Genomic DNA, 22,216 nt, shown 5'->3' on the forward strand with positions numbered 1-22,216 from the left:
CTAGCCGTTGGCGGGCAGGTATCCGACACCCACGAGCGCCTTGACGCTCTTTGCCAGCGATCCGACAACGCGGCTCAACGCCTGCGAGTCGGTGCCGTCAGGGTTGAACCACAGTTGCAGCACGAAGCGCGAGAGCTGCTTGACCAGCTCGTGACAATCGTCGCCCGCCGTGTATTCCGCCGGATAGCCCGTCATTACCTCTACGTAGGACGGGACGGAGGCGGCTAGCTGCTCGATGAGCGGCAGGTTGTCCGAACTCACGCGCAAGAGGTCTAGCGCCTCGCCAGTCTCCATCCATTCAAGCCCGTTGATAGCCGCCATTCTGCTCACTACCTAACGCTTAGGCCGTCGCCTTGGTGACGTAAACGAAAGCATCGGCGACGATGGGCTTGCAGTCCGCGATTGCCAGGGCGCGGTAGTCGATAAGCCCCTTGGTGAACGAGCTGTCGCGGGAAACGTCAAGCGCGATTCCCTCGGGCATGTTCCAGCCGTTGTAACGGAAGTCGCCGAACAGAATGTCGTGGTCTTCCATGTAATCGTCAATCACGACGGGGAAACCGAGAATGCGCCCCTTGCCCTTCTCCACGGGGTCAGCAACGAAGATAGGCCGCTTGTTCTCGTCGACCAGGCCGTAAACGTCCGTGTAAAGGGTCGTGTTGTTCATGACAAATCGGGCGTTCTGCGAGTAGCCGCGATGCAGCAGGGCAATTGCATTGACGATGTCGGCGTATGCAAGCGACTTGTTGGCGGCAACCGTTACCTTGTTGGTGCCGTCAGTCCAGGTGATGCCGGAGACGATGCCCGTACCCTGCCCGCTGCCCGTGCCGTCAACCATGGCGTTACCAAGGCAAGCCATGACGGAGGCGGTCAGCTCGTCGGCAAGGTAGCTCTCGAACGCGCCGATAGACATGGTGCGCACAGCCGCCGAAATGGAGAGAATGCGCATGATCTCGTAAGCGCCGAACGTGACGGGGACGGGAGAAACCTTCTCGGTTTCGACGGCAGCGCCCTCGACGTGCCAGGACGCAGCCGCGCCCGGTGTCGCAACGGGAATGCTGATGTTCGCGGGCATGTGGAAGCCGCGGGAAATGCTCATGATGCCGCCCATGTCACGCGCCTTGACGATGATCTCGTTAAGCGTGTGGGTCGGAATAACAGCCGCCGTGTCGGACAGCTTGTTAAATGCGTTGGCTCGCGCCTCGGCGTTAACGTTGTCGAACGCGGCCTGCTCGGCCTGGGTGAGTTTGTTGCCTTGCAGGTGCTTGAAGAATGCGGAGCGGTAGACCTTCGAGGCCGCGCCCTCGCCGTCCTTCTCGCCCTTGGCGGTGTTGGCGACCTCGGCGGGCGCGTTCGCGCTGGTGGCGGGCTGTGCGCCTCGCTTCTCCGCGATGGCCTGCTCCAACGCCTCGGCCTCGATTGCGTAGCCCGCAACGTCGGCGTTCGGGTCTTCTGCAATGTCCTTCTCGATGGCCTTGGCGCGTGCCTCCATGACGGCGACGCTAGAGTTCTTCCAGAAACCGTAAGCCTCGGCAACGGTGTTGTACTTAGTCATTGACGATTCTCCTTAAGCGGATAAGTGTTGTTACCTTCAAAGCCTCGCGCCGCGCCGCCTCGTCGCGTGCTGTCTGCATCGCGCCCCGCGCCTCTACCGAGGTCTGCGGGTAGGCGGGAAACGGCACTACGGAAACCTCGTACACTTTCGCAATGCGCGTGATCGTGCGCGTGTTCGTCGCGGGGTCGTAAGAGCTGCCGCCCTCCGGCACCGTGAAAGCGAACGACATACCCGACAAGTCGCCGCGTTTCACGGCTGAATAGACCTCGCGGGCGGTCTGGTTGTCGCCTGCCAGCGATGCAACCATGGACAAGCCGCGTTCGGTTACCGTGAACGTCATAGTCTTGGGGGTACGTGCTAGTGGCACTCGGTTTTCGTCGTGGTTGTAAATCAGTGTTGAGTCGTGCAGGTCGCAGGAGTCCAGCGCCCCGCTCTTGATAACCTCGGTGTATGTGCGCCCGTCAGGGTCGTTGATCGTGGTCGGTACGTCGAACACGATAGGCCAGCCCGTCAGGGTCATTTCGCCCTGGGTTGTTTCCAGGTTGGCGGTTCTGATTTCCTTCATTCCGCCTCCTAAGCCGTGGGGTCGTTCTCGGTGCCGTCATCGTCGGGCGCTCCCGCGAAGTCGCCAGACATGCTGTGAACCGCGCCGTTGCCAGCCTTGAAAAGCTGGTATTGGTCTACCAGCTCGGCGCTCGCGTAGTTGAGCGACTGAATACGCCGGTCTTCCGCGATGGGCGGTAAGCCCATAAGGTCTAGCGCCTGGTTGATGGTGATAACGCCCATAGGTACGGCGCTGTTCAGCAATTCGACCTTGCGGGCGTTGTTGATGAAGTGCAGGCGCGAAGTGCTGCAATCAATCTTGCGCCCGCCTGCGATCTGCTCGGGCGTGTAAATCTTTCGCGTGTATTCGAGTTCGGTCTGTAAGGCCAGCGCCTCGATAACCGCCTCGTCGAACGCGCCGAACTCGTCATCTGTGAAGGTCGAATTTACGATGCTCTCGCCGATGCCGAGGTAGTTGTAAATCTTGGCCTTGGTCGCGTCCTGGTCTTCCTTGCTGATGGTCAGCGGCTTTTGCTCGATGGGCGTGTACTCCATGGACTGGTCAACAGCCGCAATGCCGCCGCTGTTCTCCAAGGACAGGTAGTCTTTTACGAACGCCTCCTTCTGCTCCTTCAGCTTGTCGGCGCTCATTATCTGGGTGAAATGGACGATTCCGCGAATGCTGCCAGCGGTCTTGATTGCGTTCCGTATGCCCTGGTTCTGAACGTCGGCCAGCTCCACGCCCGCCGCTATAGCGTCGTTGGGGTCGCCCTCCACGTCGGCGCTGTTGAAGTGCCTACGGAGGTGGATAACGTCGCGGTAGGGCAGCGTGTAGGCTCGACCGTTCGCAAAGGTGAACTCGCAATAGACGTTGCCCGCCTGGTCTTGCGTGTAGTCGCAATGAGAGACGTGAACCGGGTAGAGGCCGACAACACGCCCGCCCTCGCGATGCACGTAAACATAGCTGTTGTTGTGCAGATAGAGGTGGGTGTATTGCATGTAAAGCAAATCGTAGGCCGTCATGAGCGGGTTCGGCTCCACTTGCAACAGGCGTGCAAGCCTGTCGTCGCCCTGGGCGCTCGTTCCGTCGGAGAAGCGCACGACAGGGGTCAGCAGGAACTTGGCCGCGAGGCGTGCAATCGCGTCAACGCCGGCGCGGAAAACGTCGTTGCTGTATGGGTCGCCGGAAAAGGCCGTGAACGTCGCGGGTCGCCCCGTCACTTCGAGGCGCTCGGTGCGCCTGCCGTCACGGCGTTTGAAAAGGTCGGTAAGTCTAGCCAATTTCGATAGCTCCTTAGTCGGCGGGTAATCGACTAAGCGGGCGCGATGGCTCCCTCGCGCCCGCTCGATTATATTGTCCCACGAATGAGACAGTCAATCTAGATTGATAAAGTAACCCCAGCTAGTCGCGGTACGCGCCAATGTCGAAGTCGAAGACCGTGCATGTCCCGAAGGTATAGCCGTCCTCGCGATACGCTACGTCCTCGTCGGTTCCCCTGAACGCGGTGGTCGTGCGCCTCTCCTTGAAGCACGCGCATTTGCTGTGGCAGTTGCGCGTGGTCAGCGGGCAGAAGAGCGGGAATACCTCGCCGTTGTACGCGTCCCAAGGGTCGCCGCTGATAATGTCCGTGAAGCTGTCTGTTTTAGCCATTTCGATACCTCCGTATCATCTTGTTGCTCGCCGCGAAAAAACGTCAGCGGTCGGGCGGGTAGTAAAGGAAAGTCGGTCAGTTTGTCGGTTGCACGGTGGCAAGTAGCCCGCCCACGGGGCTACTTGCACAGTGACAACCACTAGCGAAGCGAATTAGTAGCAGCAGCTAGCTTTTATAAGCAGCTGCTTGCAGCTATTCGCCGTCCAGGGGCATTTGCTCTTGCTCGGGCGATGCTCTCGGTGGGTTCTTCGGCCTCACGTAGCGTTTGCGTTGCGTTACCTGAACGAGTTCCATGTACTCGCAATCTTCCAGCGCATCGGCCACGGCTCGCGGGTCTTCTCCCGCAACTTCGGCGGCTTCTTTCATAATCAACCCCTCTTCTCCTACCTGCTCGGCGTAGAAGTGCGCCAGCAGCGCGGCAACGATGCGGGCGTTCTTAGCCGCCTTTTGCGCGGTCTTGATTTCTCCCGTCGCCTTGCCGCCGTTGCGCCTCGCCTCGTCAGACGAGCTACGGGGTCGCCAGCCGTCCGTGATGCCCTCCGTGTCTACACGGTGGCACGGGTACTTGAAGATGAGCGGCACAGGCTCCATGCGCCCGAACGAGCGAAGCCCGCCAGATTCGAGCAGGCACGCGGTTTCGCCGTCTTCCAGGTAGTCGGAGGGGTCGCCGTCCTTGGGGAACGTCTCGACCAGGGTTAGAATCGCGTCCGGGCAGTCGGTCCAGGCGCTAGAACCCCTTGCGCGGTCTGCCGGGTCGCGGTCGCCGTCCTTGGCCTTGCCGAAGTGCACCACGAACAGGACGGTTGCGCCCGTGGCCTCGACGATCCGAAGAACGACGTTGTAAAACGACCTGATGGTGATAGAGGCGTTCTCGTCCCCTTCGAGCAGCGCCGCGCAGCTATCGAGAACAACCAAATCGAAGTCGCCGGGTTTGCAGCGTGTCTCGATGTCGTGCGCAACGTCGGATATGGTGGCGGGCTTGCCCTCGGGCGTGGTCGCCCCGCGAAGAGTCCACTTGACCACGCCAGCGTCGACCTTGGCCTTGTCCGCGCCCATAGCATCGCAAACGACGCTGAAACGCTTGTGCAGCTCGGCGGGGTGAATCTCGGGGTCGACGTAGAGGCAGCGCCCGCCGCCCTGAATCTCGCGCCCGCAGAAGTCGCCGCCGCACACGACGCGAACGGCCAGCCCGATCGCGAACATGGACTTTCCCACCTTGGCCTTGCCGCCGACCTCGATGGTGTAGCCACGGCGAACGATGCCGGGGATGAGCGGAGGGTTGAGCGGGGGCGGGTCTGATGCACGCACAGCGTCCCAGGGCGGCAGCAAAAGCGTTTCGCCCGCCTCGGCCTCGGCCTCGCTCATGCTCTCGTTGAGGTCTTCCCACACGCCCATGGCTAGGCACCCTTCGAGGCCAGCACGTCGCAAGCGTCCTTGCACCCGTCAGGCCAGCTCATGAGCGAGTAGGGAACGCCAATTTTCTTCAAGTCGGCGGCTATGGTCTTCGCGGCCTTGTCGCCCGCCTCGTCCTCGTCCATGGCGACAACCACCTTGCGGGGGCGCAGCTCGGCGGGCGTGTAGCAGAGCACTTGACCTATCCGCTTCTTGAGGCCAGTACCGCCCAAGGCCACGACGGAGACGGGGCGCGTGCTCACGCGCTCCAGAGCGATCGCGTCTAGAAGACCCTCGACCAGGTAGACCACGGGCAACCCCTCGGCAAGCAGGTATTCGCGGAAAAGGGGCGACTTCTTGCCAGTCGGCCTGATCTCCTTGTGCTCGGGCGGCTGCTCGGCGGGTACGGCGCGCAACATGCAGTAGCGCACCTGCGAGAACCCCCTATCGTGCGGGTAGGGAATGCAAACGTAGCCGTTGACCTTCACGCGCTCGCGGAGCGTGAAACACCTGTTCAAGTCGCTAGGCTTGGCGACGTAGCCGAGGCCGCAGCGCACAATGTCAGCGTCGCTGAAGCCGCGTCCATAGAGATAACCAAGGGCGGGTTTCCCCTCGGGTTCGTAGAGGTCGCACAGGCATTTCTCGACGGTTTCGAGGACGTTGACCTTGAACCCGGTCTTGGCGGGCGGCTCGAACGGCGGGCGCTCGGCCTTGGCCTTGGGCGCGTAGTCGGCGCACTCGTCCAAATCGTGGCCGACGATTTGCGACACAATGCGCACCTGGTCTGCGAACCCAGAAACGCCCTCGACCTTGCCGACGAGTCCGAACACGTCCACGGTAACACCTTCGCCGTAATCCGTAACAAGGTTGGAATCGGCGTAGAACCTGCAAGAAGGGTCGCGGTCTTCGCGCCACAAGCTACAGAAATTGCGCCCAAGGTTCGCGACCCCGTAGTGGTGCAGCACGTCGGGCATTGCGGCTTTCAGGGTGGCGATGTTCTCGGCGCTAATCATGCCTACCACCTGTTAAAATGAACTCGTGAGAATGAACGCAGCTCGCGCGCTCGTCCTCCGCCTCCAGCCCGCCGCGCTGCTCGTCGCCAAACAAACCAGCGTGGCGGGTGTCCGTTCCAACTAGATACACGATTCCGCCCCCTTTACGTATTCGATAAGCGCCTCGCGGGTGAAGCGCAGATTGCGCCCCACATGGAAACACTTCAAGTTGCCGCGCTGAACCTCGCGGCTGATGGTTTTCACGTCCACGCCCAACAGCTCGGCGCATTTGTTGCGGTCGAAGACGTGCGGAACGTCATCGAACAGCGAATAGCCGGGTTCGGCGGGTACTTCCGACAGATAAACGACGCGCCCCTCCATTACGGCACCTCGATTTCGATTGGTTCGAACAGCTCGGCGGGGTCGCCCTCCCAACCGAGAGCGTCGGCAATGCGCTTGCCGCGATTAGGCCAGGGCGGTTCTTGGCCGTTAACAATCCTGCTCACGGCCTGGGGTTTAAGCTTGGTCTTTGCGGCTAAATCGACCTGCTTCAATCCCCGTTTGTCTAACTCATACTTGATTCGCAGCATAAAAACCTCCGTTCGTCGTGCTGCATTCGGTTATCTCGGATTGACAACTCAATCCGACAATGCAATACTAATGGTACGTTAGTAGGGTCATACACACGCGAACGGAGGTTTTTCTTAATATGGTTAATGGCTTGACAAAAGCGCAAGAGGCACAAGACGCAGCTTTCATGTGCTACGCAACTGACGAGTTCATAAAGCCGCTCTATGACGAGATAACGGCGCTCAATCCAGATTACGCTACTTATACGCTCGCGGATATGTTCGCCTACCTCGTCCAGCTCGACAACGAACTCATGCTTGACGACGAACGCGAGACGATCGGCGACGAACTCATGCTTGATTTCGGTAACAACATGTGGGCAAACGTCCATGCAGGCGCAGACCTTGGAAGTTGGGAGAAAATAAAGACCGACAAGGGTTTAGAGGCCGTTTACTACGCGCCCCGGTTCGTCGCAGACCTCCATCACAACAGGCACCCGATTTTTCCCGGTTACGACCGTGGTAACGTTGCCGTGTTCCTCGCAGAAGAACGAGAGGCATACGAAGCCCTACCCGTACCTTATAAAGTAGCCCTCCTATCGCTCTACGTTGCGCAGAACATCGTCACAAGCCTTGAATGGGCGACACACAGGGTTGCTGCCTGCGGTAAGTATCTTAAATCGTCGGGTAGGTTGTCCCCTGGTGCCAGGGTTACGGCTCGTTATTGGCTCGGCGGTGACGGTCGTTACAAAGGCTGGGAATTGCGCATAAGGGACACAAAACCGCCCAAGGAGTGGTTCATAGACCTCTCACGCTACCTGCGGGAGAACACGACGGCTATTGATGATTGCTACGGCGAAAACGCGATGACCAACAAGCCCGCGAAGGAGAAGAAGCCCAGGAGCAACCAGGGGCGCACGGATACGCTCGTTGCATTCGTCCACGATATTCTACCCGCACGGGGAAAGCGTCCAGGCAAAGACGGCTATACCTGGGAAATGGCGCGTAACGACTTCTGGGATGAGTATCCAGAATATCAAGACTTCTACGGCACTGACAAGAAGGGCATAGCGTTTTCAAAAGCATATAGAGAAGCGTTAAAACGCAGGGAGGGGCGGTAATCATGGCAAAACCCAAGCAGCGAGAGAACTACGGAAACGGCAGCATCACGCCCGAACTCGACAAGGACGGCAACCAGAAGAAGAACCGCAAAGGCCAGCTCGTTTGGCGCGTGTGCCTCTCGTTCGGATACGAAACAGTCATCGACGGGAACGGCAACAAGAGGCGCAAGCGGAACAAGGTGCAGCGCATGTGCTACGGCTCGCTCGGCGACGCTCGCAAGTTCTGCAAGCAGCTACAGGCCGAATACGAGAACATCGACCAGCAGGCGGCTCAAGGCTCGTTCAGGTGGGCGTGCGACAAGTGGCTTTCGTGGATGCGGGCGAAAGGTGGCGCATCCCAGGCCGTCTTGAGGCAATACACCACATGGCTCGGCTACATGTCAGACGTTCTCGGGGATAAGAAGCTGGTGGAGGTTAAGAAGTCGGACGTTGAGGCCGCAATGGTTGCGGTGAAGACCTCCCGCGACCTCTCGAATACGACGATGAACAAGATGTTCGCTGTCACGAAAAGGCTGTTCGAGTATTGCGTAGACTCCGATTGGATTACCCGCAACCCATGCCGCAACATCGAAGCGCCCGCGAAAGACCGGGTAACGTCACGCCACAGCCTGACCGACGAGGAAAGCGCCGTTCTCCGCAAAAGGCTCGACCTCGCAGAGGCCGACGCGATCAGCGGCTACCTCGAAAAAGAGAACAGGCAATCCGACCACAACAACCTGTTCGGCCGCTCGTGCGTGCGCGGCTTGTCGCATATAAGCGGCATAATCGCTATCCGAATCATGCTCGCAACGGGTATGCGCAGGGGGGAGGTTTGCGGCCTCACGTGGGGCGCGGTCGATTTCGACAACAGCCAGATTTACGTCAGGCAATCGCTCACGGCCTCGGTGGAGGTGAAAGACCCCAAGACCTACTCCGGCAGGCGTTCGCTGTTCGTTGAGCAGAACACCATGCGGCACCTCAAGGAGTGGAAGACGTTCCAGGCGAAAGCCCTCCATATGGTCATGCCGGACGGCACGGCGCTCACGCAGACCGACGAAACGCCCGTATGCTGCTCGGACGTGGGCGGGTGGCTCGACCCCACTAACCTTAGTCGTTGGTGGGGCGGCAACAAGAACAAGGGGCGCGAAGGCTTCCGCGACTCCCTGGGGTTCCCCGAACTCAACATGCACGAGCTAAGGCACACCCAGGCGACGATGCTTCTCGGCAACGGCATAGACGTTAAGAGCGTGCAGACGCGACTCGGGCATTCCCGCGCATCGGTCACGCTCGACCAGTACGCCCACGCGATACCAGCCAACGACAAGGCCGCTGCCGACCTTATGGGCGAGATTATGAACAAGAGCGTCCCCGAAACGCCCGTCGTGCGGATAGGGGAGAGTGCCTAGCCGTGAAGAAGTCCCGTAACAAGTCCCGTAGCAGCCCCAGGAAAGAAAAAAGGCCAGAAGCTTGTGCTTCTGACCTGGTGTTAATGGTGGAGCCTAGGGGGATCGAACCCCTGACCTCATGGCTGCCAGCCATGCGCTCTCCCAGCTGAGCTAAGGCCCCTTAAAAAGTGCGTGGTCTATTATAATCGTACGAGTTTCTCCGTCAAGCACAAATTCAAACTTTTTTAAAATACGTGTTTGAACTGGTATAACGCAAAAATAATTGTGAAGATTGGTCTGAAGGCGCCTTCTCGGTCGCTTCCGAGGCGCCTTTCCTGTCATCGGTTCGCGTACAAATCGACGGGTGCTTCAAAGCGGGCCCTGCACCATAAGAAAAGGCCCGGCGCAATGGCCGGACCTTTGCAGAGCGCTCGTTTGAGGTTCAGACTAGATGGCCTCGATGACGGTGTCCAGGGCGCCGTTCAGTTCAATGTCGTACACCTTGCCTGCGTCCACCATGGCTGCGAAGGACGGATTGATGGGCAGCGTGGCGGTGTGGGGGATGTCATAGTGCTTGGCGATCTCCTCCACCTGCGTCTCGCCAAAGATGGAGTGACGCTTGCCGCAGTCGGGGCACTCGAAGTAAGACATGTTCTCCACCAGGCCGACGACGGGAACATCGAGGTCCTTGGCCAGGTTGATGGCCTTGCCGACAATCATGCCGACCAAGCCTTGCGGAGCGGACACGCTGATGATGCCGTCAACGGGCAGCGTCTGCATGACGGTCAGGAAGGCGTCGCTGGTTCCCGGAGGCATGTCGACCAGCAGGTAGTCGAGCTTGCCCCAGTTCACCTCGTTGAAGAACTGACGGATGATGCCGGTCAGAACCGGGCCGCGCCAAGCGACGGCGTCGTCTTCGCGGGGGAGCAGCAGGTTGGTGGAGATGATGCTGATGTCCTGGGTGGTGATGGCAGGGTTGATGCCCGTCTCGGTGCCGCGCAGGGGACCCTTGACGCCGAATGCCTTCGGGATGGAAGGACCGGTGACGTCGGCGTCCAGGATGCCGACGCTATAGCCGCGCTTGCGCAGTTCGGAAGCCAGCATACAGGTGACAAGCGTCTTGCCGACGCCGCCCTTGCCGCTGACCACGCCGATGACATGGTTGATGGTTGAAACGCTGTTGGGCGTAAGCTTTGCGGGAGCCGTGCGTTCGGAGCAGTCGCTGGAGCATCCGCCGCAGTTGTGGCCGCATGTAGCAGGGCTCTGTTGTTCAGGCATGAAATCCCCCTTCGTGTCATAACTCGTTTATATCCTTACGAATAATACCACTGTTTTCCAAAGTGAAAAGGAGCGTGCTTCTATTGATGTCGGTATGAAAAAAGAACCCGACTTGCGGTCGGGTTCATAGGATTGCTATTCGCCGGGTTCGGGTTCAGGCTCCGGTTCGGGCTCTGGCTCTGGTTCGGGCTCGGGCTCGGGCTCAGGCTCGGGCTCAGGCTCGGGCTCGGGCTCAGGCACCACGGCTGTGCCCGAGTCGTCGGACATGCCGGAGTCGGTTGACGTACCCGAGTCGTCGGATGTATTGGAATCGGTGGACGTGGAGCTGTCCGTCTCGGTGGTTTCTTCTACTACCTCGTCGTAGTCCTCATCGTAATCCGTGTAGCTCGCCGACGAACGGTACGTGCTGTCGTATTCCGGATCGGGGGCGTAGGGGAAGTCTTCGATGTCATAGCCATCCAGGGCTGCAGACATGAAGTTGCGCCAAACGTCCTGCGCCCAAGTTGCCGAATGCTGGTCGCCGTTGTCGCGCTGGCCCACCCACACAGCGGTGGAAAGCTGAGGCGTGTAGCCGCAGAACCAGATGTCGCGAGCGTCTTCGGAGGTGCCGGTCTTGCCTGCCGCCACCTGGCCGCTCGGCAGCGCGGCGGCGTTGGCCGTGCCGATCGACTTGGTGATGACGCCTTCGAGCACCCTGGTGACCGCATATGCGACGGATTCGGAAATGACCTGCTCGCCTTCGGAGCCTTCGCTCAGATCCTCGATCACGTTGCCGTTGGCGTCGGTAATCGTCACGATGGCGACGGGCTCGTGATGGACGCCGCCAGCCGCCAATGTGCCGTAGGCGCTAGCCATCTGCGTGGTGTTCACACCGAAAACGCCCAGCGTGATGGTGGGGTAGGGCTGCAGCGAATCCTCGTTGAGTCCCATGCGGTTTGCTATCTCGATGACGGAGGACGGCGAGACGCCACCTTCGTCGGTTACCAGACGAATGAAGCCGGTGTTCGACGAGACGGCGATCATGTCGGCGATACTCTTGACGCCGTAGTCATGCCTCATGAAGTTGTTGAACGTGGTTCCCTGGTAGACGTAGGGCGTGCTGCAGTCCATGTACGTGGTGTTGGGGTTGATGCCCTGTTCGACCGCGGCGGTTAGCGTGAACGTCTTGAACGACGAACCCGCCTGGCGTCCCTCGGCGGACGTGGCGATGTTGAACTGGTCTGCACCGTAGCTGCGGCCGCCGATCATGGCCTTGATGAATCCGGTGTGGGGATCGATGCAGGTCATGGCGATTTCCGCATCGTCATACATGGTGCCCAGATCGTATTCCTCGTCGACCGCGGCCTGCGCGTACTCCTGCATTTCGGGATCGATACTGGTGACGACCGTCAAACCGCCCTTGAACACCACATCGCTGCTGTACTCGCTGACCAGGGTGTCGCGAACGTAACTGGTGAACCAGGGGTACATGTAGATGCCGTCGTCGGAGTCGCGGACCTGCACGTCAAGGTTCAGATCCTCGGCCTTGGACGCATCGTATTCCTCCTGCGTGATCACGTGGTTGGAGAGCATACGGGAAAGAACCAGGTTGCGGCGGGAAAGCGCGTTGTCCGGGTTGAGCACCGGATTGTACAGCGTGGGGGAGTTGGGGATGCCGATGAGCGTTGCCGCCTGGGCGATGGTCAGGTCGGCGGCAGTGGTGTTGAAGTAGTGCTCGGCGGCGGCTTCGATACCGTAGCAGCCGTCGCCGTAGTTGATGGTGTTGAGGTACATCATCAAGATGGTGTCTTTGTCGTAAATCTTCTCGAGCTGGATGGCCAGTTCCATCTCGCGGACCTTACGCTTGAACGTAATGTCGTTCATCTCGTCGGAAATCAGCGTGTTACGCACGAACTGCTGCGTGATGGTGGAGGCGCCTTCTTGGCCACCGGTCATGTTCACGTAGATGGCGCGGATGATGCCCTGGGGGTCGATGCCCTGGTGCTCGTAGAAGCGTTCGTCCTCTGTCGCCACCGTACCGTCGATGACATAGGGGCTCACCTGGTCGATGGTGACGGGGATGCGGTCTTCCAGATACAGCTCGGCGAGGACCGTGGTGCCGTCGTTCGCGAGAATCGTGGTTTTCTGGGCCAGCTCGAAAGCGCTTGCGTCGTTGACGTCGGGCAGGTCGGCCGTCCAGTTGTCATACAGGGACCAGGCTGCCTGGTAAACGCCGTAGCAAACTGCGGCGATCGAAACGATGATGAACGTCAGCGTGATGAGTCCTGGACGGACATGTGCTTCGCGTTGCTTTCTTCTTGATTTCAAAACAAACACCTCTAACGATTGGCCAAATAGTAGTTGCAGGTCAATGTGCTGGTCGATCGGACAGCGAGCTTTGCCGAAAAGCCATGCTGTATTCTTGTTTTTATCTGTCACACAATACCAGAAGCGGTAATATGCGCAAAAGCTGCAAGGCCTTTCGTTAGGAAAATTTCATGGTCAATCCGTACCGCTCGCTCGAGCTTTTGGCCCCTGCAGGCGATATGACGTGCTTGCACGCTGCCGTGTTGGCAGGCGCGCAAGCGGTATATCTTGGTCTGGGGGAGTTCAACGCACGACGCGGAGCAGACAATTTCACATTGGAGAATCTGGGGGAAGCGTGTGATTTCGCGCATCTCCATGGCACGCGCGTCTTTTTGACGGTGAATGTCGTCATCCTTCCTGATGAGACGGAACGTGCGTTGGACCTGGTCCGTCAGGCCTGGCTGCGCGGTATCGACGCGGTCATCGTGCAGGATCTGGGCCTGGCGTCGGAAATCGGCCGCACCATGCCGGAGGTGGAGATGCATCTCTCGACGCAGGCCAACACACATGACGAAGACGGCGTGCGGGCGGCGTGGGCTCTGGGCATGAGCCGCGTCACCTTCGCCCGCGAACTGACGCTTTCGGAGATCTCTGACCTGTCCGATATTGCCCATGAGTTGGGCATGACCACCGAATCCTTCGGGCACGGCGCACTGTGCGTGTGCTATTCCGGGCAGTGTTTCATGAGCTCCATGATCGGCGGGCGCTCTGCAAATCGGGGCATGTGCGCCCAGGCGTGCCGTCTGCCGTATACGCTCGAAAACGAGGCGGGCGAAGAACTTCCTTCCGACGGCGAGCATCTGCTGTCGCCGAAGGACCTGGCCACCATCGATATGCTGCCGGAAATCGCCGTTACCGGTGTGGACAGCCTCAAGATCGAAGGCCGCATGAAGTCGCCCGAATACGTCTGGACCGTCGTGGGCCTGTATCGACGGGTTCTGGACAGGCTGGCGCAGGACTTCGACGAGCGGTTTCCTGGCGGGGAGTGCTCAATCGAAGATGTGCTTGCCGCCGGGCACGGCGAAGGCGTCGTCCCGACCGCCGATGAGCTGCGCATGCTGGCGGAGGCGTTCACTCGCGGGTTCACCCATGCATATATGGAACGCGCGCGCGACAACGGCATTATGAGTTACACCAGGCCCAACAACCGCGGCGTGTTCGTCGGCCGCGTGGCCGATGTGCGTGATGGCGAAGTCGTGGTTGCGTCTGATATCGAGCTGCACGCAGGCGACCTAGTTGAATTTTGGACGAACAAGGGCCGATTCGCCGTTTCCGTGTCCGAGCAGAGTTTCCTGGGCGGTGGCGAATACCTGCTTCCGGTGGAAGATCGCGTCCACAAGGGGGATCGCGTGTTCCGTGTTCGCAGCGCCGAGCTGGCGTTCGTGGACGATTCTGATGCCGGGCTGGTGCCTGTCGAAGGCACGGTCCGCCTCCGCATAGGCGAGCCTCTTACTATCGAATTTGCTTGCCAGGGTGTCGACGTCCGGTTCGAAGGCGCCGTTGTCGAGGCGGCCCGGACCAAGGCCGTTTCTGCCGAAGAGGTGTACGACCATATCGACCGGTTCGGAAACACGTCGTTCTACTTGGACGCCCTCCACATCGACCTGGATGACGGCGTAGGCATCGGCTTCTCGGCTCTGCACAAGGCCCGCACGAAAGCCCTTAACCAGTTGAAAGATGCCCTGCTGGCGTCCTATCGCATGCGCTCGCTGCCCAAGCCCGAACCTCGCGACAAGAAACGCCGTCCCGCTGTTTCGGACATCACCGTTGCAGCCATCGCGACCAATCCTGCGTGCGCACGGGCCGCTAAGCGAGCGGGTGCGGATGCGGTTTACGTGCCCGTCCTGAACGTGAAGCGGGGCACGGCCACGCTCAAGGGCGTGCTGACCGATTCGCCTGAGCAGGCCGGATACCCCGGGCGTCGCACCACGGTCATGCCCGTGGTGGACAAAGACCCGCTCAATCGCGACGAGGCCGTGGACTACTGGTCGTACGCCAAAGAGGATAAGCCGCTTTACGTGGAGAACCTCGGCCAGCTGCTGAAGGCCCCTGAGGTCGGGGCGGTTCCCGAGGTGGGGCCGCATATCCCCATCACGAATGCTTGGTCTTTGGACGTCGCGTCGTTGCTGGGCGCCCGACGCGTGTGGCTCTCGCCTGAGCTGACCCTGCGCCAGATAGCCGATCTGAGCACGAATTCCCCCGTGGAACTGGGCCTTACTGTCTACGGATATCAGGAGCTCATGACCACCGAGCATTGCCTGCTCATGAGCCAGGGCCCCTGCAATCAGAAGTGCGGCGAATGCCCCCGCCGGCGTGAGGCTCGCTACTTCAAGGACCGCAAGGGGTACCGCTTCCCGATTGTCACAGACGCTTGCGGGCGAAGCCACCTGTACAATGCTGTAGCCTTGGATGCGGCGCACCTGCTTCCGGAGCTAATCGAGGCGGGGGTAACCAGTTTCATGGTCGATGCGACGCTTCTGGATGCCGACGAGACGGCGGAGGCCGTCGCCCGCGTGTGCCGAGCGCGTTCTCTGGCTCTCAACGGCGGCCAGAAGGTCGACAAGCTTCGTGGAAAAACGACGGGGCACCTGTTCCGAGCCGTTCAATAGCGGTCAGAACCGTTCGGATGTGTTACCATAACCCGCACAAATTCGGCTTTTGCCAAGCGAATGTTCGATAAAGGAGATGAGTCCGATAACCCCAGAAGAGCAACTCTACATCATCAAATCCGGCATTGATGCGGTTATTCCTGAAGATGCGCTGCTTGAAAAGCTCAAGCGCGGCAAGCCGCTTAACATCAAGCTCGGCGTCGATCCTACGGCCCCCGACATCCATCTGGGTCATGCAGTGCCGCTTCGTAAGCTGCGCCAGTTCCAGGATCTGGGCCATCGGGTCACGCTCATCATCGGAGATGGCACGGCGCTCATCGGCGACCCGTCCGGACGCAACAGCACCCGCCCGCAGCTTACCAAGGAGCAGGTTGCCGCGAACGCCCAGACCTATGTTGACCAAGCGTTCAAGATTCTCGATCCCGAGAAAACCGAGCTGAAGCATAATGCGGACTGGATTCTCGATTTGGACATGGCCAAGCTGCTCAGCCTTTTGAGCAACTTCACGGTCGCCCGCATTCTCGAACGCGACGACTTCCATAAGCGCTATACGGGTGGTCTTCCCATCGCGCTGCACGAGTTCCTTTATCCCGTTATGCAGGCATACGACTCCGTTGTCATCAATGCGGATGTGGAAATCGGCGGTTCCGACCAGCTTTTCAACCTGCTTGCAGGACGCGAACTCATGGAGAAGCTCGGCATGGAGCCTCAGGTCGCATTGACCCTCCCCCTGCTGGAGGGCACCGACGGCGTGCGGAAGATGTCCAAGAGCTACGGCAACTACATCGGGTTGACCGATGAACCAAACGACATGTTCGGCAAGATCATGAGCATCCCCGACGAGCTCATGATTAAGTACTACCGCCTCGCTTCCACGGTCGAAGTTGCACAGATCGACGAGATAGAGGCCGGCCTTGCCAACGACGAGCTGCATCCGAACAAGGTGAAGCGTGCTCTAGCCCGCAATATTGTTGAGGCGTATTACGACGAAGCTGCCGCGCAGGCCGCCGAGTCCGACTTCGACCTCAAGTTCAAGGAACATGGCTTCCCCGAGGACGCTCCCGTCGTTGAAGCCGATCTGACGCCCGGCGAAGACGGCACGGTTTACTTCGCGAAAATCATCGTAGAGGCCAAGGCCGCCCAATCCGTTTCGGAGGCGCGTCGTCTCATCGATGGTGGCGGCGTGAAGGTCAACGGAACCGCTCTCCCCGCGAAGTCCTATTACGTGACGCCCGAAACGGTAGCGCATGCCCAGGTTCAAGTGGGGAAGAAGAAATTCTTCAAGCTCGCTTAGCCGCAATTCCCATAAGCCTGATGGAGCCCCGCAGTGCACATACGCTGCGGGGCTTCTTGTATAACTAGCCGAAAAGCATTTCGATGCATACTATATATAGATAGAGCAGTTCCACATATAGTTAGGAAAACAAGTTGCTATCGACAATGCCGATACCCTTCGACATCGCGTAAAGCAGCGCCAGAACTTGGTTCAAAATGCTTGATTTCACGAATATGTAGGAAATATGAACGATTGTTAGAGCGTCAATTAACCAGCTCATCAGGGATTTTAAAACAGGTAAGAAAAATTCTCATCTAAAAACGAATTTGTGCTTGACTCGGGCGGGGGAGGCGCGTAATATGTTCACTCGCGCCGCGGGGCGGTACGACCGCCGCGGGCGACGCCGGGGCCGAAAGGCCCGGGGGCACCTTGAAAACCGGATACTGTGACGCAAGCGAATTCAAGCGAATCTTTGATCAATTTTGTACAGACTAACAACCTAGTCTTTCCTTTGGAACAAGCAAACGAAGACAGGCCAGTCGAACGGAGAACCGAACAGAACGAAGGGCGGGGCCCGAAGGCCCCGCCTCAACATTCAAACGGAGAGTTTGATCCTGGCTCAGGATGAACGCTGGCGGCGCGCCTAACACATGCAAGTCGAACGATTAAACCGCCCTCGGGCGGACATACAGTGGCGAACGGGTGAGTAACACGTGACCAACCCGCCCCCTCCTCCGGGACAACCTCGGGAAACCGTGGCTAATACCGGATACTCCGGCTGCAGCGCATGCTGCGGCCGGGAAAGCCCAGACGGGAGGGGATGGGGTCGCGGCCCATCAGGTAGACGGCGGGGCAACGGCCCGCCGTGCCGACGACGGGTAGCCGGGCTGAGAGGCTGATCGGCCACATTGGGACTGAGACACGGCCCAGACTCCTACGGGAGGCAGCAGTGGGGAATCTTGCGCAATGGGGGGAACCCTGACGCAGCGACGCCGCGTGCGGGACGAAGGCCTTCGGGTCGTAAACCGCTTTCAGCAGGGAAGAACAATGACGGTACCTGCAGAAGAAGCTCCGGCTAACTACGTGCCAGCAGCCGCGGTAATACGTAGGGAGCGAGCGTTATCCGGATTCATTGGGCGTAAAGCGCGCGCAGGCGGCCGGCCAAGCGGGCCTCGTCGAAGCCGTGGGCTCAACCCGCGGAAGCGACCCGAACTGGCCGGCTCGAGTGAGGTAGGGGAGGATGGAATTCCCGGTGTAGCGGTGGAATGCGCAGATATCGGGAGGAACACCGACGGCGAAGGCAGTCCTCTGGGCCTTCACTGACGCTGAGGCGCGAAAGCTGGGGGAGCGAACAGGATTAGATACCCTGGTAGTCCCAGCCGTAAACGATGGGCGCTAGGTGTGGGGGGCCGGACCCCCCGTGCCGCAGCCAACGCATTAAGCGCCCCGCCTGGGGAGTACGGCCGCAAGGCTAAAACTCAAAGGAATTGACGGGGGCCCGCACAAGCAGCGGAGCATGTGGCTTAATTCGAAGCAACGCGAAGAACCTTACCAGGGCTTGACATGCAGGTGAAGCGGCGGAAACGCCGTGGCCTGACCGGAGCCTGCACAGGTGGTGCATGGCTGTCGTCAGCTCGTGTCGTGAGATGTTGGGTTAAGTCCCGCAACGAGCGCAACCCCTGCCGCATGTTGCCAGCATCAAGTTGGGGACTCATGCGGGACCGCCGGCGCCAAGCCGGAGGAAGGCGGGGACGACGTCAAGTCATCATGCCCCTCATGCCCTGGGCTGCACACGTGCTACAATGGCCGGCACAGCGGGCTGCGACGCAGCGATGCGGAGCGAATCCCTCAAAGCCGGCCCCAGTTCGGATCGGAGGCTGCAACCCGCCTCCGTGAAGCCGGAGTTGCTAGTAATCGCGGATCAGCACGCCGCGGTGAATGCGTTCCCGGGCCTTGTACACACCGCCCGTCACACCACCCGAGTCGTCTGCACCCGAAGCCGCCGGCCGAACCCGTTAAGGGGCGGAGGCGTCGAAGGTGTGGAGGGTGAGGGGGGTGAAGTCGTAACAAGGTAGCCGTACGGGAACGTGCGGCTGGATCACCTCCTTTCTAGGGAGAGCCCAAGCTCGAACATAGAGAGCGATTCCGCGCGCCGGAGGGGATGCGTTTCTCCGTGCCCCCGGCCGGCACCCGCTTGGATGCGCCTTGCGCGCAGCGTCCGGTTTTCAGGGTCGCCCCCGAGAAGGCGGGCACCTTGAAAGTCGCATAGCGTTGATTTTTCCGAAAATCATGCGAAACATCATCAGTTCTTGACTGCAAAGTATAAGGACCTGCGGATGTTCGCATCTTTCAGAAGCGAATCTAGATCAATTTTCCGATCGAAACGAACAACTTGTTCTATCCGTAACACATTGAATCGTTACATGCGTGCGGGCCGGGGCCATGCGGCCCCGGCGCGAGAAGATACCAAGGGCGCACGGCGGATGCCTTGGCATCGGAAGGCGAAGAAGGACGCGGCAAGCTGCGATAAGCCGGGGGGAGGCGCAAACGGCCTGAGATCCCCGGATCTCCGAATGGGGGAACCCGCCCGGGGCCATGCCCGGGCACGGCCGCCTGAACACATAGGGCGGCCGGGCCAACCCGGGGAACCGAAACATCCAAGTACCCGGAGGAAGAGAAATCAACCGAGAATCCGCGAGTAGCGGCGAGCGAAAGCGGACGAGCCCAAACCCGGCAGAGCGTCAAAGTCTGAGGACGTTGCCTGCCGGGGGTTGCGGGGCGCGCCGGGGGAGGGCCTCAGCCCCCCCGCGCAGTCACAAAGGGGCGGCGGAGCGGAACGGCCTGGGAAGGCCGGCGGAACAGGGTGAGAGCCCCGTACGCGAACCGACGCCCCCTGCGCGAGCGCGTCCCCGAGTAGGGCCGGGCACGTGAAACCCGGTCCGAAGCAGGGGGGACCACCCTCCAAGGCTAAACACTCTCCGATGACCGATAGCGAACCAGTACCGTGAGGGAAAGGTGAAAAGCACCCCGAGAGGGGAGTGAAACAGCACCTGAAACCGTGCGCCTGCAAGCAGTCGGAGCACCCATGCGGTGTGACGGCGTGCCTTTTGTAGAATGAGCCTGCGAGTTGCGGCATGCGGCGAGGCCAAGCGTTTGGCGAGCCGCAGCGAAAGCGAGTCTGAACAGGGCGACGATCCAGTCGCATGCCGCAGACGCGAAGCCGGGTGATCTATCCATGGGCAGGCTGAAGCGCGGGTAAGACCGCGTGGAGGGCCGAACCCACTTCGGTTGAAAACGGAGGGGATGACCTGTGGATAGGGGTGAAAGGCCAATCAAACCCGGAGATATCTCGTTCTCCCCGAAATAGCTTTAGGGCTAGCCTCGGCAAATGTGGATGGCGGAGGTAGGGCGCTGGACCGTCTAGGGGGCCTCACAGCCTACCGAAACGGACCAAACTGCGAATGCCGCCATCGTCAGGCCGGGAGTCAGGCCGTGCGGGCTAAGCCGCGCGGCCGAGAGGGAAACAGCCCAGACCGCCCGCTAAGGCCCCCAAATCCGTGCTGAGTGGCAAAGGATGTGCGTTTGCCTAGACAACCAGGATGTTGGCTTAGAAGCAGCCATGCATTCAAAGAGTGCGTAACAGCTCACTGGTCGAGTGGACATGCGCCGACAATACACGGGGCTAAGCACGGTGCCGAAGCGGCGGGACGGACCTTTACGGCCCGTCGGTAGGGGAGCTTTCCCGGCAGGGGCGAAGCTCGGGGGAAACCCCGGGTGGACCGCCGGGAAGTGAGAATGCAGGCATGAGTAACGAGAGCAGCGCGGGAAACGCTGCCGCCGAAAGCCCAAGGTTTCCTGGGCGAGGCTAATCCCCCCAGGGTCAGTCGGGGGCTAAGGCGAGGCCGGAAGGCGTAGCCGATGCGCAACAGGCTGACATTCCTGTACCGCCTTCGGGGCGATACCACCGACGGGGCGACGGAGAAGGGCAGCCGGGCGGGGTTCTGGACGTCCCCGTGAAAGCGCGTAGGGAGCGCGGCAGGCAAATCCGCCGCGCACGCATCCCGAGACGCGAGACGAAGCCGTTCTGGCGAAGCCGGTCATCCCATGCTCCCGAGAAAAACCCCTAGGGAGGCCCGAGGGCGCCCGTACCAAAACCGACACAGGCGGGCGGGTAGAGAATACCGAGGCGATCGGGAGAACCATGGTCAAGGAACTCGGCATAATCGCCCCGTAACTTCGGGAGAAGGGGCGCCCCTGGCGGTGGAGGGACTCGCTCCCCGAGCCGCCGGGGGCCGCAGCGAAGAGGCCCAAGCGACTGTTTACCAAAAACACAGGACTCTGCCAAGCCGCAAGGCGACGTATAGGGTCTGACGCCTGCCCGGTGCCGGAAGGTCACGCGGATGGGTTAGCCGCAAGGCGAAGCCCTGAAGCCAAGCCCCGGTAAACGGCGGCCGTAACTATAACGGTCCTAAGGTAGCGAAATTCCTTGTCGGGTAAGTTCCGACCTGCACGAATGGCGTAACGACTTGGGCGCTGTCTCGACCATGGACCCGGTGAAATTGTACTATTCGTGAAGATGCGAATTACCCGCGGAAGGACGGAAAGACCCCGTGAACCTTCACTGCAGCTTGGCATTGGCTGTTGGTTCGGCGCGTAGAGGATAGGCAGGAGACTTAGAAGCGGGGGCGCAAGCCCCCGTGGAGTCGCCCTTGGAATACTGCCCCCGCCGCTCCGGCAGCCTAACGCGCGGCCGTCATCCGGCGCGCGGACCGTGCCAGGTGGGTAGTTTGACTGGGGCGGTCGCCTCCTAAAAGGTAACGGAGGCGCGCGCAAGGTCCGCTCAGGACGGTCGGCAACCGTCTGCAGAGCGCAAGAGCACAAGCGGGCCTGACTGCGAGACGCACATGTCGAGCAGGGACGAAAGTCGGTTCTAGTGATCCGGCGGCCCCACGTGGGAGGGCCGTCGCTCAACGGATAAAAGGTACTCCGGGGATAACAGGCTGATCTTGCCCAAGAGTCCACATCGACGGCAAGGTTTGGCACCTCGATGTCGGCTCATCGCATCCTGGGGCTGTAGTCGGTCCCAAGGGTATGGCTGTTCGCCATTCAAAGCGGTACGCGAGCTGGGTTCAGAACGTCGTGAGACAGTTCGGTCCCTATCCTCCGCGGGCGCAGGAGAACTGAGGGGAGCCGCCCCTAGTACGAGAGGACCGGGGCGGACGCACCTCTGGTGTACCGGTTGTCGACCAACGGCACCGCCGGGTGGCCACGTGCGGACGGGATAACCGCTGAAGGCATCTAAGCGGGAAGCCTCCCCCGAGATGAGTTCTCCCTTCGGTAAGGGCCCTGGAAGACCACCAGGTCGATAGGCCGCAGCTGCAAGCACGGCGACGTGTTCAGGCGAGCGGCACTAATAGCCCGAGCTCTTCACGCGCGGACCCCGCGAGGGGGCCCGCACGGCATGTGATGCGAACAGGTTGGAAGGATTCGGAGCGACGCTATGCGGCCCTCAGGGCGCCTGT

The 22,216-nt window shown here is 60.4% G+C and carries 15 protein-coding genes, 1 tRNA gene and 2 rRNA genes; 6 read left to right on the forward strand and 12 right to left on the reverse strand.

The features are described 5' to 3' along the window. From SHEL_RS04020 to SHEL_RS04060, 9 genes are all read right to left on the reverse strand, one after another. Nucleotides 1–321 carry a hypothetical protein gene (locus SHEL_RS04020; protein WP_012797982.1) on the reverse strand — a complete coding sequence of 107 codons (321 nt, stop codon included), beginning with the start codon at nucleotides 319–321 and terminating at the stop codon, nucleotides 1–3. Between the two features lie 19 nt (nucleotides 322–340). Then, nucleotides 341–1,552: a phage major capsid protein gene (locus tag SHEL_RS04025; RefSeq protein WP_012797983.1), complete on the reverse strand. Its 1,212-nt coding sequence runs from the start codon at nucleotides 1,550–1,552 to the stop codon at nucleotides 341–343. Continuing rightward, nucleotides 1,545–2,117 carry an HK97 family phage prohead protease gene (locus SHEL_RS04030; RefSeq protein ID WP_012797984.1) on the reverse strand — a complete coding sequence of 191 codons (573 nt, stop codon included), beginning with the start codon at nucleotides 2,115–2,117 and terminating at the stop codon, nucleotides 1,545–1,547. Before SHEL_RS04030 ends, SHEL_RS04025 begins: the two co-directional genes overlap by 8 nt. Nucleotides 2,118–2,125: 8 nt before the next feature. Then, on the reverse strand, nucleotides 2,126–3,376 hold the full coding sequence (locus SHEL_RS04035) for a phage portal protein (protein WP_012797985.1): 1,251 nt from the start codon (nucleotides 3,374–3,376) through the stop codon (nucleotides 2,126–2,128). Nucleotides 3,377–3,497: 121 nt separating this feature from the next. Then, nucleotides 3,498–3,746, reverse strand: coding sequence for a hypothetical protein (locus tag SHEL_RS04040; protein WP_012797986.1), 249 nt, complete (start codon nucleotides 3,744–3,746; stop codon nucleotides 3,498–3,500). A 193-nt stretch (nucleotides 3,747–3,939) separates the two neighbouring features. Continuing rightward, nucleotides 3,940–5,142, reverse strand: coding sequence for an AAA family ATPase (locus SHEL_RS04045; protein WP_041422485.1), 1,203 nt, complete (start codon nucleotides 5,140–5,142; stop codon nucleotides 3,940–3,942). Nucleotides 5,143–5,144: 2 nt separating this feature from the next. Continuing rightward, nucleotides 5,145–6,152 carry a toprim domain-containing protein gene (locus tag SHEL_RS04050; RefSeq protein WP_012797987.1) on the reverse strand — a complete coding sequence of 336 codons (1,008 nt, stop codon included), beginning with the start codon at nucleotides 6,150–6,152 and terminating at the stop codon, nucleotides 5,145–5,147. Between the two features lie 120 nt (nucleotides 6,153–6,272). Then, nucleotides 6,273–6,512, reverse strand: coding sequence for a helix-turn-helix domain-containing protein (locus SHEL_RS04055; RefSeq protein WP_012797988.1), 240 nt, complete (start codon nucleotides 6,510–6,512; stop codon nucleotides 6,273–6,275). Beyond that, entirely contained in the window at nucleotides 6,512–6,721 is a 210-nt protein-coding gene (locus SHEL_RS04060) for a helix-turn-helix domain-containing protein (RefSeq protein ID WP_012797989.1), read from the reverse strand. The genes SHEL_RS04055 and SHEL_RS04060 overlap by 1 nt, the downstream gene beginning before the upstream one ends. 167 nt (nucleotides 6,722–6,888) lie before the next feature. Between SHEL_RS04060 and SHEL_RS04065 the strand changes: the two genes are divergently transcribed. Both SHEL_RS04065 and SHEL_RS04070 read left to right on the forward strand, forming a co-directional pair. Then, a complete protein-coding gene (locus SHEL_RS04065; protein WP_126513748.1) occupies nucleotides 6,889–7,821 on the forward strand; it encodes a hypothetical protein in 933 nt (310 codons plus the stop codon). Nucleotides 7,822–7,823: 2 nt separating this feature from the next. Continuing rightward, nucleotides 7,824–9,206 (forward strand): tyrosine-type recombinase/integrase, encoded by a 1,383-nt coding sequence (locus SHEL_RS04070; RefSeq protein ID WP_012797991.1) that lies wholly within the window; start codon nucleotides 7,824–7,826, stop codon nucleotides 9,204–9,206. An 84-nt stretch (nucleotides 9,207–9,290) separates the two neighbouring features. Here SHEL_RS04070 and SHEL_RS04075 read toward each other — a convergent pair. From SHEL_RS04075 to SHEL_RS04085, 3 genes are all read right to left on the reverse strand, one after another. Further along, nucleotides 9,291–9,366 (reverse strand) — tRNA-Ala (locus SHEL_RS04075). A gap of 266 nt (nucleotides 9,367–9,632) precedes the next feature. After that, nucleotides 9,633–10,463 carry an Mrp/NBP35 family ATP-binding protein gene (locus SHEL_RS04080; protein ID WP_012797992.1) on the reverse strand — a complete coding sequence of 277 codons (831 nt, stop codon included), beginning with the start codon at nucleotides 10,461–10,463 and terminating at the stop codon, nucleotides 9,633–9,635. A 135-nt stretch (nucleotides 10,464–10,598) separates the two neighbouring features. Further along, nucleotides 10,599–12,770: a transglycosylase domain-containing protein gene (locus tag SHEL_RS04085; RefSeq protein ID WP_012797993.1), complete on the reverse strand. Its 2,172-nt coding sequence runs from the start codon at nucleotides 12,768–12,770 to the stop codon at nucleotides 10,599–10,601. Nucleotides 12,771–12,940: 170 nt separating this feature from the next. Here SHEL_RS04085 and SHEL_RS04090 point away from each other — a divergent pair, with 170 nt between their 5' ends. The 4 genes from SHEL_RS04090 to SHEL_RS04105 all read left to right on the forward strand — a co-directional run bounded on the left by SHEL_RS04090 (nucleotide 12,941) and on the right by SHEL_RS04105 (nucleotide 22,128). Continuing rightward, a complete protein-coding gene (locus SHEL_RS04090; protein WP_012797994.1) occupies nucleotides 12,941–15,418 on the forward strand; it encodes a U32 family peptidase in 2,478 nt (825 codons plus the stop codon). Between the two features lie 76 nt (nucleotides 15,419–15,494). After that, the gene (gene tyrS / locus SHEL_RS04095; protein WP_012797995.1) at nucleotides 15,495–16,712 is read left to right on the forward strand and encodes a tyrosine--tRNA ligase; all 1,218 of its coding nucleotides are present in this window, start codon (nucleotides 15,495–15,497) and stop codon (nucleotides 16,710–16,712) included. Nucleotides 16,713–17,290: 578 nt separating this feature from the next. After that, nucleotides 17,291–18,803 (forward strand): 16S ribosomal RNA (locus SHEL_RS04100). 347 nt (nucleotides 18,804–19,150) lie between these two features. Then, nucleotides 19,151–22,128, forward strand: a 23S ribosomal RNA gene (locus SHEL_RS04105). The 16S and 23S rRNA genes sit together here, the layout of an rRNA operon. Nucleotides 22,129–22,216 lie beyond the last annotated feature (88 nt).

This window comes from Slackia heliotrinireducens DSM 20476 (assembly GCF_000023885.1).
Lineage (GTDB): Bacteria > Actinomycetota > Coriobacteriia > Coriobacteriales > Eggerthellaceae > Slackia > Slackia heliotrinireducens.